This is a genomic window from Lysinibacillus sp. NPDC093692 (assembly GCF_050280125.1).
Classification (GTDB): domain Bacteria; phylum Bacillota; class Bacilli; order Bacillales_A; family Planococcaceae; genus Lysinibacillus.
In genome coordinates, this window is record NZ_JBNNUW010000016.1 from 102,160 (window position 1) to 115,104 (window position 12,945).

A 12,945-nucleotide genomic window follows, 5' to 3' on the forward strand; every position below is an offset into this window, starting at 1 on the left:
ATATTTTATTAATGAGTCAATAATTTAAAAATAGCCTTCCGTTTAAGTATAAATGGAAGGCTATTTTTTTGTCTTATTTATAAATTAGTATCAATTAATAAGACATTATTAATATGAAACTCGAACGATGTAGAAAATCTATGTTTATTGCAGAACAATTATGATTGAAAGAGCGATGTTTTTTGGTTAGAATTATCTGAAAATAGGGAATTGAGTGATAGTTAGAGTGATTAAGTAAAAATATAGGACGATGGGAGATTGATCATGAGAAAAAAGCTGCTAGAAATAAAAGGCTTAAAGACAACCTTTTTTACAGATGATGGACAAATTCCTGCCGTAGATGATATTGATTTTTCTGTTCATGAGGGAGAAATATTAGGGATAGTAGGGGAATCAGGAAGTGGAAAAAGTGTTACATCCCTGTCCATTATGGGCTTAATACCGTCACCACCTGGAAAAATAACAGGAGGGGAAATAAGGTTAGATGGCAAAAACCTCGTAACATTATCTGATAAACAAATGCAGAAAGTTCGTGGGAAAGATGTGGCGATGATTTTCCAAGAACCTATGACATCCTTGAATCCTTTGTTTACAATTGGGGATCAGCTAAAAGAAGCGATTTTAATCCATAATCCAAAATGGTCGAAAAAAGAAGCCTTCGCAAGGGCAGTTGAAATTATGAAGCTTGTAGGTTTACCTCGTGCTGAGGAATTATTAAAAGATTATCCACATCAGCTATCTGGGGGAATGCGACAACGGGTCATGATTGCGATGGCGCTTGTCTGTGATCCGAAGGTGCTGATTGCTGATGAGCCGACTACCGCGCTAGATGTTACGATTCAAGCTCAAATCTTGCAGCTGATGAAAGATTTAAATAAACGTTTAAATACAGCTGTTTTATTAATTACGCATGATTTAGGCGTTGTGGCAGAAACATGCGAGCGAGTGATTGTGATGTATGCAGGTCAGATCGTAGAGGAGGCGCCTATTCAGGAGATATTCGTTAATCCAAAGCACCCTTATACACAAGGACTTATTAAGTCTGTACCAGATATGCGTTATAAGAAGGACAACCTTTACTCTATACCAGGCAGTGTACCAAAACCCGGAAGTATTCAGGTAGGCTGCCGTTTTGCAGCACGTTGCGAATTTGCGATGGAACGCTGTGTACAAGAAACGCCACCTTTATATGAAGCAGGAGAGCAGCATAAATCAAGATGCTTTTTACTAGAGAAACAGGAGGTGGAGCAACATGTCGAAAACTTTATTGAAAGTTGATGGTTTGAAAAAGTACTTCCCCATTCGGAAGGGGGTCCTTAATAAACAAGTTGGGGACGTAAAGGCAGTAGATGATGTTTCCTTTGAAGTTTTTGAAGGAGAAACATTAGGTATTGTAGGTGAGTCCGGGTGCGGTAAATCAACGACTGGTCGACTTTTAATGCGATTGCTTGAGCCAACTGAGGGCAAAATTGAATTTGCAGGAAAGATAATTTCTGAATTATCCAATAATGAGATGCGCAAAGCCCGTAGAGATATTCAAATGATTTTCCAAGATCCTTATGCTTCTCTTAATCCTAGACATAATATTGGGAAGATATTGGAGGAGCCCCTTATTGTTCATGGGATGGGCAATGCAAAAGAACGGAAGAAGAAAGTGTTAGAGCTTCTCGAAATTGTTGGGTTAAATGAATATCATGTGAAACGGTATCCACACCAATTTAGTGGTGGTCAAAGACAGCGTATCGGCATTGCCCGTGCGCTGATGACGAATCCGCGCTTGATTATTGCGGACGAGCCTGTCTCAGCTCTCGATGTATCTATACAGGCTCAAGTATTGAATTTATTGCAAAACCTACAAAAGGATTTAAAGCTAACTTATATTTTTATCTCCCATGATTTAGGGGTTGTACGCCATATTAGTAATCGTGTAGGTGTGATGTATTTAGGGAAATTAGTGGAGTTGACAGCAAGTGAAGATTTATATGCTGAGCCACTTCACCCGTATACACAGGCGTTGCTATCCTCGGTACCTGTTCCAGATCCTATGTTTGAACGTGAACAGCTTGTTATTTCTGGAGATATTCCGAGTGCTTCGAATCCACCAAGTGGGTGCACTTTTCATACGAGATGTCCATTTAAAAAAGAAGAGTGTTCTCAAGTAGTTCCGAAAATGCAAGAGGTGAAACCGGGTCATTTTGTTGCTTGTCATCTTTATCCAGCATTAACGGGGCAGTAATTTATCTAAAGCTTAGCGATAGGTACAAGACTCCTTCCTAAAAATTCAATGAAAGTAAAGAAGCTAGGTGGGAGAGTAACCTGCCCGTAAATGCCCGATTGGTGAAAACTAATACAGTGGGGATGAAAAAACACTTATTAAACTTTCACTTTACGATGCAATCCAACATTCAATGATATAAAAAAACTTAGGGGGAAATTGAATGAAGAAAAAAAAGCTTTGGACTTTGGGTGTAATGCTTATCCTTGTTCTCTCGACAATCTTAGCTGCTTGTGGCGGTTCAGATTCTAAGGATACGGGTAGTAAAGATACATCAAGTGGTGGTGACTCAACTAGCAGTAGTGGACCAAAAACATTAGTATATGGTCGTGGTGGCGATTCTACTGCTCTCGATCCAGCGACAGTAACAGAAGGTGAATCGTTTAAAGTTACCGTAAATATCTATGAGACTCTAATTAACTTTGGAGAGAACGATGTAACGTTGCACCCAGGGCTAGCAAAATCTTGGGAATCTTCAGAAGATGGGTTAACGTATACTATGCAACTTGAAGAAGGGGTTAAGTTCCATGACGGTACTGACTTTAATGCTGAAGCAGTCGTGAAAAATTTTGAGCGCTGGAAAGCTGGTGGTGCTGATAAATTCCCATACTACGCTTCTCAATTCACGGTAAATGAAAAGTCAGTAATTGAGTCGATCACTGCTGATGGGGATTATAAAGTTATATTTAAACTAGCTCAGCCACAAGCACCATTCTTGAAAAACTTAGCGATGTCACCATTTGCTATTGCCTCACCAACAGCATTTGAAAAGAATGATGAGGCACTTAAAGATCATCCAGTAGGTACAGGTCCATTTAAATTTGTAGAGTGGAAACGAAATGATTCTATCACTATTGAGAAAAACCCTGATTACCGTATTGCAGATTTGCCGAAATTAGATAAAGTTATTTTCCGTTCTATTCCAGATAACTCCGCACGATTCAATGCATTAACTAACGCTGAGGTTGATGTAGTTGATGGCTTAAGTCCATCTGATAAAGCTTCAATCGAATCAAATGCAGATTTACAATTAATCGAACGTCCTTCTATGAATGTTGGTTATCTTGGATTAACAGTAACTCGTCCACCGTTCGATAATGTAAAGGTTCGTCAAGCAGTAAATCATGCAATCGATAAGCAAGCATTAGTAGATGCATTTTATGAAGGCTTAGGCGAGACAGCAAAAAATCCGATGCCTTCAATAATTGCAGGCTACAACGATGAGGTTGAAGGCTATGACTATGATCCAGAAAAAGCAAAAGCATTATTAGCTGAAGCTGGCTATGATGGTAAAGAAATCGAGCTATGGGCAATGCCTGTACCACGTCCGTACATGCCTGACGGTCAAAAAATTGCAGAAGCCATTCAGAAGAATTTAGCAGATGTTGGTATGAAATCTAAGATTGTAACGTTTGAATGGGCTACGTATTTAGAAAAGGCGGAAAATGGAGAGGCAGATGCGTTCTTACTTGGTTGGACAGGTGATAACGGGGATGCAGATAACTTCCTTTACACTTTATTAGACGGAGATAATATCCATTCTAACAACTATACATTCTATGACAACAAAGAAGTGCACGAATTATTTGTTGCAGCACAAACTGAAATGGATGAGGACAAGCGTAATGACCTTTACAAGCAAGCACAAGTGATTATCTCTAAAGATGCACCATGGGTTCCGCTTGCTCACTCTACGCCAATTTTAGCTGCTAATACTAAAGTTACAAACTATGTTGCACATCCGACAGGTTCTGACCGTTTAGATACAGTAGATGTGAAGTAGGTTTAAACGGCTATCCCAACAGGTTTTAATTTAAGAAGAGAAGAAATTTTAAAGAATCTGCTTGCTTTCTGCGGGTAAGCCGTAGAAATCTAGCGGATTCTTTTGTTGGTGAAAGCTGACCCTTTCTACAGTATGTGTAAAGACCTCAATGCTTTTAGTGCAAAAGTATATTATGAAAATAACAGAGGGGTGAAAAAAATGGTTCACTATATGGGGAAACGATTATCCCAACTAATCCCAGTTTTGCTTGGAATGACTTTCATCGTCTTCATGTTAATTCGTGCAATTCCTGGTAATCCAGCACAAGTAATTTTAGGGCAGCAGGCAACGAAAGAAGCGGTCGAAGCGTTAAACGCAAGTTTAGGATTAAATAAGCCGTGGTATACACAATATTTTAGTTATTTAGGTGGCATTTTTCAGGGGGATTTAGGAGTATCATTACGTACTAAATTACCCGTATCAGAGGAAATTTTCCCGTATTTAGCGGCAACAGCTGAGCTAGCGCTGTTTGCCATGATTATTGCAGTGATTATTGGCGTAAATGCAGGCATTATTTCTGCATGGTTCCAAAATTCTTGGTTCGATTATGTGGCAATGGTAGTTGCTTTAGTCGGGGTGTCTGTACCGGTTTTCTGGCTCGGTTTAATGGAACAATGGGCTTTCAGTAATCAGCTTGGCTGGTTCCCGACATCCGGGCGAGAAGATGTGCGAGACCCAATAACCGCCATTACTCATTTTTATTTACTAGATACGCTCATCCAAGGCCGCTTTGATCAATTTACCGAGGTAGTAAAACGATTAGTATTACCGGGCATGGCTCTTGCGACAATTCCAATGGCGATTATTGCAAGAATGACTAGGTCTTCTATGCTTGAAGTAATGCGTTCTGACTATGTACGCACCGCTAGAGCAAAAGGGCAAAAAATGTTTATTGTTGTTTATAAGCATGCATTGAAAAATGCAGTTATCCCAGTGTTAACTGTCATAGGGTTGCAAACAGGATTGCTACTAGGTGGTGCTATTTTAACAGAGACAATTTTCAGCTGGCCTGGAATTGGTCGTTATATATATGATGCCATTGGCTTCCGAGACTACCCTGTTATTCAATCAGGTATTTTAGTAATTGCTTTTATTTTTATCGTGATTAACTTAATTGTGGATTTACTGTATACAGTGATTGATCCGCGGATTAAATACAAATAGAGGGGAGAAGCACTAATGACTGGAGCCATGGATGTAAAAACAGAAGTAGCACCAAGACGTGAACGAGCGGCAGGTCCTTGGAGAGAAGGCTGGCGTAGCTTTAAAAAGAGTAAAATCTCCCTGGTAGGTGCAGGTATTGTACTATTTTTTATTTTTCTTGCTATATTTGGTCCACAGATTGCTCCTGAAGGAATGAATGAACAAAACCTTTCGATGCGTTTATTAGCACCATCAAGTGAGCATTGGTTTGGAACGGATGACTTCGGACGGGATATTTTCTCTAGAGTTATTCATGGAGCTCAAATTTCTTTGAAAGTAGGCTTTTTATCGGTTATTCTTTCTGTTATTGTAGGTAGTTTCCTTGGCATTATTGCGGGGTATTATGGAAGATGGGTTGATACGATAATCTCGCGAATTTTCGATATTTTGTTAGCATTTCCTAGTATTTTACTAGCGATTGCGGTAGTAGCAGTACTTGGACCATCATTACAAAATGCACTGATTGCCATTGCCATTATTAACGTACCGAATTTTGGGCGCTTAATTCGTTCGAAAGTATTGAGTGTTAAAGAAGAGGAGTATATCGTAGCAGCAAAGGCGATTGGAATGCGTGACTCGCGAATTTTGTTTTCGCATATTTTGCCAAACTCGATGACACCAATCATCGTACAAGGAACACTAGCGATAGCGACAGCGATTATTGAAGCGGCAGCACTAGGCTTCCTTGGATTAGGAGCTCAAGCACCCGCACCAGAATGGGGGAAAATGCTGGCGGATGCCCGCGTATATTTATTAAAGGCTCCGTGGACGATGATTTTCCCAGGCTTAGCTATTATGTTAACGGTTCTCGGGTTTAATCTAATGGGTGACGGCCTACGTGATGCGCTTGATCCGAAAATGAAAAGCTAATAAAAAAGGGCGAAGAGATGGACATCATGCCAACTCTTCGCTCTCTTTAAATTGTTAAACAAATTCCTCTTCAAATTCCACATTGATTTCATGGCCGTGATGAGTTTGATACGACACAATGAGCGTATCCAAATGCTCTAGGTTTTCTTCGTAATCTAAAATACGCGATAAAATATAAAGCAAGTGATAGCTCGAAAATTCTGTATCGCCTTCCTCATGCGCATAACTGATCTGCTTGATGAATATTTCCATTAACTCGTTACGCTGAACATAATCGATGTTTTTACTCCACTCCGAATGTTCGGGCTTTAACTTCCCTGTGTATTTTAACAGTAGCTGTTCATGGTAAGTTAGCAGAAAATCAAGCCGCTCTTGAATCATTAAATGAAATTGTGTCGGAAGCTGGGCTAATTCGTTTTCATGATTATGAAGACGATGAAGAAGCTCTAAACTTTTCTTTGACGTTGTGATCATTTGACGATACACAACTAATTTACGTGCTTTTACAAATTTTTTATTTTTAAAGTAATTACGCTCTTCCTTATAAAAATCATATAGTGTATCAACGCGTTGCATACGCGACTTAAATTTGCTTAATGCTTCTTTAGTAGAAGTATGCTCAGATGCTTGACGAACAGCAAGTCGCGTCCATCGAATAATATCATCCTGTAAAAAGTAAATCTTACGGAATAGCTTTACTTCATACTTTGGCGGTAGGAAGAACAGGTTGACAACAAATGCTGCTAACACCCCAACTAATATGGTAAGAAAGCGAATAAGACCAAATGTAAGAAAGTCATCTCCTTGAATCTCCATAATAGCTACAACAGTAACAAGTGCTAGAGACAACGATTTTTCAAGTTTAAATTTCAACATAATACCGATAGCAACTATGACTGCAATGCCGATTGCTACTACATGGTGACTAAAAAGTAAGCCAAAAATGACCGCGATGGTAGCTCCTATAATATTGGCTTGTATTTGCTCCACAATTGTTTGATAGGAGCGATAAATAGATGGCTGAATCGCAAAGATTGCTGCAATTCCTGCAAAAACAGGTGAAGGAAGCTCTAGCAACTCAGCAATAAATAGTGCAAACACGATGGCAACACCAGTTTTAAATACACGGGCACCTAATTTCATAGAAAATGGATGTCCTTTCTGTCTAAAATTTTTAACTTCAAGTCTCCCGATGCAGACTTAGTTACTATTCAGCAGGTGTTCAAACATCCGCTGAAATAGAGGGACTCAGGCTGCATAAATAATGCTTCTTTACATTATAGAAGGAAGTGCTCATAAAATACATAGATTTGTATGTCATTTAAAGAAAAAGACGACTCGCATGGGAGTCGTCTTTAAAAGTTAGATAATCTAGATGCTATTATAAATTGCGTTTCTCACTAGGCGTTTAGCCTTTAAAATTACAAATTACAATTGTGAAAATGCAAGATCTACTGCTTTGATTGTTTCAAGAATATCAGCTTCTGTATGCTCTGTTGTTAAGAACCATGCTTCATATTTTGATGGTGCTAAATTAATGCCTTGTTCAAGCATTAATTTAAAGAAGCGTCCAAAGATTTCACCATTTGAGTTTTCAGCCTGCTCATAGTTTTCTACTTTCACATCTGTAAAGTAAATAGTAAGAGCACCTTTAAGGCGATTAACAGTAATTGTTACATCGTGTTTTTTTGCTGCAGCTAGGATACCTTCCTCTAAAATAGCTCCAAGACGATCCATTTCATCATAAATACCTGGAGTTTGTAATACTTCTAGGCAGGCAATACCAGCTTGCATAGAGGCGGGGTTTCCTGCCATTGTACCCGCTTGATAGGCTGGTCCAAGTGGAGCAACTGTATCCATAATTTCTTTGCGGCCGCCGTATGCACCGATTGGTAAACCACCACCGATTACTTTGCCTAGCGCTGTTAGGTCAGGTGTTAAACCTAACAAGTTTTGGGCACCGCCGTAGTGGAAGCGGAAAGCAGTAATAACTTCATCGTAAATAGTTAATGCACCTTTTTCCTTCGCTGTAGCATGCACTAATTCTAGGAAGCCAGGGTTAGGCTCTACAATACCGAAGTTCCCAACAATAGGCTCTATTAAAATGGCAGCGATTTGATCGCCCCATTTATCCATCGCTTCTGTAAATGCTTCAGGGTTGTTGAATGGTACTGTGATTACTTCTTCGGCTGTTGAAGTTGTAACACCCGCTGAGTCTGGAGTACCTAATGTCGCAGGACCAGAACCAGCAGCCACTAATACTAAGTCAAAGTGACCATGGTAGCATCCAGCAAATTTCATAACTTTTGTACGGCCAGTATAAGCACGTGCTACACGAATTGTTGTCATGACAGCTTCTGTACCAGAGTTATTAAAGCGTACTTTATCCATAGATGGCATTGCTTCTTTAAGCATCTTAGCAAAAGTAACCTCGTATTCAGTTGGAGTCCCAAATAAAGTGCCATTTTCAGCAGCGTGTGTAATAGCCTTTGCGATATGTGGGTGACCGTGACCAGTAACGATTGGACCGTAAGCTGCTAGATAGTCGATATAACGGTTACCATCGACATCCCAAAAATAAGCACCTTTCCCACGAGTCATAGCAACAGGTGAACCTCCACCGACTGCTTTATAAGAACGAGAAGGGCTATTTACACCACCAACGATATGCTGTAGCGCTTCTGCGTGTACTGCTTCAGATTTTGTGTGATTCATATATATTGCCTCCTAAATCTTTATACTTCATCTATTGTAGACCTATCAGTGCAAGAAATCCAAAGAAATTAAGGGATATGATTTGTTTTGCTATTTAGAGTAAAATAAAGCGTACAGAGGAGGAGATTGATATGGCTTTAATAGAAGGTAAAAAAGCACCGGATTTTTCCCTTATGAATGAAAAAGAAGAAGTAGTAAAGTTAGCGGATTTTAAAGGACGAAACGTTATTTTATATTTTTATCCTAAAGATATGACACCAGGCTGTACTACGGAGGCTTGTGACTTCCGTGATAAGCATGAGGATTTTAGTAAATTAAATGCAGTTGTGCTTGGTATTAGCCCTGACGAAGCTAAAAGGCATATTAAATTTATAGATAAACATGGATTACCATTCTCACTATTAGTGGATGAGGATCATGCCGTGGCAGAGGCCTATGGAGTTTGGGTGCTGAAGAAGATGTATGGACGTGAATATATGGGGATTGAACGTTCAACATTTTTAATTGATACCGAAGGAAATTTGATAAAGGCTTGGCGTAAAGTACGTGTGAAAAATCATATTGAAGAAGTATATACATATTTAGCAGAATGGGAGGCGAAGCAATGAGAATTTATTTTACGTTTGAACCAAGACCAGATTTACGTGAACCACTAATAGCAGAATTTCCACAAGTGGATTTTGTTTTTGAAAATGGTTTATCAAAAAATGAGCTACAAGAAGCAGATGTGCTTGTGACATATGGTGAAGATTTAAATGATGAAAATATTCAGTATGCGACAAAGGTTAAATGGATTTTTGTAGCCTCAGCAGGGATCGAAAAAATGCCAGCTCAAGCCATTATTGACCGAGAAATAGTAGTTTCGAATGTGCGTGGCATTCATAAAACGCCAATGGCAGAGTCAATGCTTGCTCATATTTTAGCGATTAAGCGTGCACTACCATGGGTGTATGAACAGCAGAAGAAAAGCGAGTGGTCAAAAAAAGCGAAACAAACCGAGTTGCGAGATAGCACAGCACTTATTTTGGGACCTGGAGCTATTGGCTCGGAAGTAGGTCGCTTATTGCAAGCTTTTGGTGTTGCAACAATTGGCTGTAACCGTTCAGGGAACGAAGCGGCATATATGAATGAATTGGTGAGTTTTGAGCAATTAGCCGAAGCTTTACCTAAGGCTGATATTGTCATTTCAGTTTTACCTAAAACAGAAGAGACGACACATTTATTGAAAGCAGACCATTTTAAAGCGATGAAAAATGACGCCATTTTTATGAATTTTGGTCGTGGGAATTTAGTAGAAGAGACTGTTTTGATGCATGCCATTCAAACAGGTGAAATTGGTTACGCTGTTTTAGATGTATTTGAACAAGAGCCTTTAGCTGCGGATCATCCAATATGGACTTTGCCGAATGTCATTGTGTCTCCGCATATTTCAAGTCACTCTTCTCGCTATGTTGAACGTAGCTTAGAGATTTTTAAGCCGAATTTAGAGAAGTGGTTACGTGGTGAAACAGATGTAGAAAATAGGCTAGATTTATCAAGAGGTTATTGAAGCGGCGGTCCTAAATCAATTATACCTCGGCATTATTCCGTGACACCCGTTGACTGAAGTTAAAGTGAAATGTGTATGAATGTTGACAGAAGTAAGTTAAATTGGATACACTAATTATAACTATTATCAATTAATAATCTTTATGGAAGAGGTGCATGACGATGTCTGAAATGCATTTACAGGATGCACTTGACACGTTGAAAACAACTGGTGTTCGTATTACTCCTCAGCGTCATGCTATTTTGGAATATTTAATTCAAACAATGGCACATCCAACTGCCGATGAAATTTATAAAGCACTTGAAGGGAAATTCCCGAATATGAGTGTAGCGACTGTCTATAATAACCTTCGCGTATTTCGTGAAGTTGGTCTAGTAAAAGAGCTAACTTTCGGTGATGCTTCAAGCCGCTTTGATTTCGTTACAAACGATCATTATCATATGATTTGTGAATGCTGTGGAAAAATAGTCGACTTCCATTATCCTGGTCTCGACGAAATTGAACATTTTGCATCACAGGTAACAGGCTTTGATGTGCATGCGCATCGTTTAGAAATTTACGGCACTTGTCCATCGTGTAAAGATGTATCTGCAAAAGTACAATAAAAAATTCCTAGCTCTTCTATGAGGGCTAGGAATTTTTTGTCTTATTATAAGATTGATCGAACTCTTTTCCTTCTAGAGTTGGATCCAGAGTTAATGGTTCATTGCAGTACATACACATATCTACACGGCCTAATACTTTTGTATGCTTATGGCAATTAGGGCATTCGACTTGAACAGCTTTTGTTGAGAGCAGTCCAATCCATGCATAAACAACTGTACTACCAATAATACAAAGTACACCAAGGGTCATGAAAATTAAGACTAGAATAGGATAGTTTTTAAAGAAAATTCCCCCATACATAACTACAAAGCCGATAAAAATAAGTGCTAATGCGAATGAACGGATTTTATTAATTTTACTTTTGTAAGGTTTCATTTATCATCTTGCCTCCCAACCTAAAATCTACTATAACATATAAGAACAAAGTATTTTAGCTTTGAAAACGTGGAAAGAAGGATTACTTTTAGAGTATGTCGAAATTTTAACGAAATCAATTTCGCCTTGGCGTAATTGAGCACAGTGTAAATCCGTGACATCCACTGAATGAAGATAAAAGGTTACAAACAAATAGAGGGGGACTGAACATGGAACAAGTTTTGCGTCCAATATATCAAGAACGTGCAAGTCAGTCGAATACACTAGGCGTTATTTTAGTGGAAAAACGAGAGGAACAAAGTAATGTTACAGATACATTTGATACAATCTTACTTATTATCGTAAAAGAAGCAGAACAGCCAGTCTTTACGAAACATTACCTATATGAAGGAAATAAAGTAGCTTTACATACGGTTACCGAGAAAATAATACGAAAATGGTTGCTTATTGGCTCGAATAAAAAAGTGGTCGATTGGATTTTCTTTGGAAGAGTATTATTTGATCGTAATGAATTTCTTCATAAATTAAAAATTGAATTACAGGAGTTTCCGTTTAGTGGTCGTAAAATCAAAACAGGCATTCAATTTTCAAAATTAATTCGTCGCTACTTAGAAGGAAAAGAATACTTTGATAAAGGTAGCTATCTTGATGCTTATAATCATGTAGTAGATTCGTTACATCACTTAGGACGTTTATCCATTATTGATAGTGGACTTTATCCTGAAGTAACTGTTTGGGCACAGGTGAAAAAAATAGAACCAGCGATTTATAAATTGTACGAGGAGCTCGTTACAAGTACTGAGCCAATAGAGAAACGATTAGAGCTATTGTTTTTAGCGAGTGAGTTTTTAATACATTCACGTACTCGAGACGGCGCCCAACATATTTTAGAAGTCATGCAAACAAAGGATACTTGGACTATTCAGGAATTGCATGATCATGGTGAGCTCATGAATTACTCAGTAGATTTAGAAGTATTTGTAGAATATCTAGTGGACAAAGGTTATATTCAAATTGAACCGATCGTTGCGAAAAGTGAAATGATATTCCACCGTCATTATAAGGTAAATAAAGAAGCTCTAGAAATGGAGCAAGGACTGTAGTATGCTAGTTATCGAGGTATGAAAAATACCTCGATATTTTTTATAAAAAAGTTATTGACTTTTAATTAATTGATATTGTATTATATTAATTGTCGCTAAGACATAATAAAAAACTCAACGAACGGAAAAAAACTTTTTAAAAAAGTTGTTGACATGAATTGAGTTAAATGTTAATATAAAGAAGTCGCTGAAAAAACAACGACAACGAAATGAACCTTGAAAACTGAACAAGCAAAACGTAATCAATAAAGTTTTTAGTAACTAACCTTGAGTTAGTGAACGAAACAAAATTTTGGACATCAAACATGATGCCAGCAAAACAATTTGAGCTTATCAAATTTCTTTTTATGGAGAGTTTGATCCTGGCTCAGGACGAACGCTGGCGGCGTGCCTAATACATGCAAGTCGAGCGAACAGAGAAGGAGCT

Annotated in this window: 12 protein-coding genes and 1 rRNA gene; 10 read left to right on the forward strand and 3 right to left on the reverse strand. The window is 38.5% G+C overall.

Annotated features, from left to right (window positions below; genetic code table 11):
- Positions 1-264: 264 nt before the first annotated feature.
- The 5 genes from ACQKN4_RS16900 to nikC all read left to right on the forward strand — a co-directional run bounded on the left by ACQKN4_RS16900 (position 265) and on the right by nikC (position 6,170).
- Positions 265-1,278: an ABC transporter ATP-binding protein gene (locus ACQKN4_RS16900; protein ID WP_079564303.1), complete on the forward strand. Its 1,014-nt coding sequence runs from the start codon at positions 265-267 to the stop codon at positions 1,276-1,278.
- Positions 1,253-2,236: an ABC transporter ATP-binding protein gene (locus ACQKN4_RS16905; protein ID WP_427484254.1), complete on the forward strand. Its 984-nt coding sequence runs from the start codon at positions 1,253-1,255 to the stop codon at positions 2,234-2,236. The genes ACQKN4_RS16900 and ACQKN4_RS16905 overlap by 26 nt, the downstream gene beginning before the upstream one ends.
- Before the next feature lie 202 nt (positions 2,237-2,438).
- Positions 2,439-4,058 (forward strand): ABC transporter substrate-binding protein, encoded by a 1,620-nt coding sequence (locus tag ACQKN4_RS16910; RefSeq protein ID WP_427484255.1) that lies wholly within the window; start codon positions 2,439-2,441, stop codon positions 4,056-4,058.
- A 198-nt stretch (positions 4,059-4,256) separates the two neighbouring features.
- Positions 4,257-5,261 carry an ABC transporter permease gene (locus tag ACQKN4_RS16915; protein WP_079564309.1) on the forward strand — a complete coding sequence of 335 codons (1,005 nt, stop codon included), beginning with the start codon at positions 4,257-4,259 and terminating at the stop codon, positions 5,259-5,261.
- Positions 5,262-5,276: 15 nt separating this feature from the next.
- Positions 5,277-6,170: a nickel transporter permease gene (gene nikC, locus ACQKN4_RS16920; RefSeq protein WP_079564312.1), complete on the forward strand. Its 894-nt coding sequence runs from the start codon at positions 5,277-5,279 to the stop codon at positions 6,168-6,170.
- Between the two features lie 54 nt (positions 6,171-6,224).
- On the opposite strand, the gene ACQKN4_RS16925 is transcribed toward nikC, so the two are convergent.
- Together ACQKN4_RS16925 and ACQKN4_RS16930 are read right to left on the reverse strand one after the other, a co-directional pair.
- Positions 6,225-7,313 carry an FUSC family protein gene (locus ACQKN4_RS16925; RefSeq protein WP_079564315.1) on the reverse strand — a complete coding sequence of 363 codons (1,089 nt, stop codon included), beginning with the start codon at positions 7,311-7,313 and terminating at the stop codon, positions 6,225-6,227.
- A 285-nt stretch (positions 7,314-7,598) separates the two neighbouring features.
- Positions 7,599-8,885, reverse strand: coding sequence for a glutamate-1-semialdehyde 2,1-aminomutase (locus ACQKN4_RS16930; protein ID WP_079564317.1), 1,287 nt, complete (start codon positions 8,883-8,885; stop codon positions 7,599-7,601).
- A 131-nt stretch (positions 8,886-9,016) separates the two neighbouring features.
- Between ACQKN4_RS16930 and bcp the strand changes: the two genes are divergently transcribed.
- The 3 genes from bcp to perR all read left to right on the forward strand — a co-directional run bounded on the left by bcp (position 9,017) and on the right by perR (position 11,039).
- Entirely contained in the window at positions 9,017-9,493 is a 477-nt protein-coding gene (gene bcp / locus ACQKN4_RS16935) for a thioredoxin-dependent thiol peroxidase (protein ID WP_427484256.1), read from the forward strand.
- The gene (locus tag ACQKN4_RS16940) at positions 9,490-10,434 is read left to right on the forward strand and encodes a D-2-hydroxyacid dehydrogenase (protein ID WP_427484257.1); all 945 of its coding nucleotides are present in this window, start codon (positions 9,490-9,492) and stop codon (positions 10,432-10,434) included. Before bcp ends, ACQKN4_RS16940 begins: the two co-directional genes overlap by 4 nt.
- A gap of 161 nt (positions 10,435-10,595) precedes the next feature.
- Positions 10,596-11,039, forward strand: coding sequence for a peroxide-responsive transcriptional repressor PerR (gene perR, locus ACQKN4_RS16945; RefSeq protein ID WP_139377005.1), 444 nt, complete (start codon positions 10,596-10,598; stop codon positions 11,037-11,039).
- A 25-nt stretch (positions 11,040-11,064) separates the two neighbouring features.
- Here perR and ACQKN4_RS16950 read toward each other — a convergent pair whose 3' ends face one another.
- Entirely contained in the window at positions 11,065-11,415 is a 351-nt protein-coding gene (locus tag ACQKN4_RS16950) for a YgzB family protein (RefSeq protein WP_079564327.1), read from the reverse strand.
- A gap of 209 nt (positions 11,416-11,624) precedes the next feature.
- Between ACQKN4_RS16950 and ACQKN4_RS16955 the strand changes: the two genes are divergently transcribed.
- Together ACQKN4_RS16955 and ACQKN4_RS16960 are read left to right on the forward strand one after the other, a co-directional pair.
- The gene (locus tag ACQKN4_RS16955) at positions 11,625-12,518 is read left to right on the forward strand and encodes a nucleotidyltransferase-like protein (protein WP_079564329.1); all 894 of its coding nucleotides are present in this window, start codon (positions 11,625-11,627) and stop codon (positions 12,516-12,518) included.
- Positions 12,519-12,862: 344 nt separating this feature from the next.
- Positions 12,863-12,945: ribosomal RNA gene (locus ACQKN4_RS16960) — 16S ribosomal RNA — on the forward strand; the annotation flags it as partial.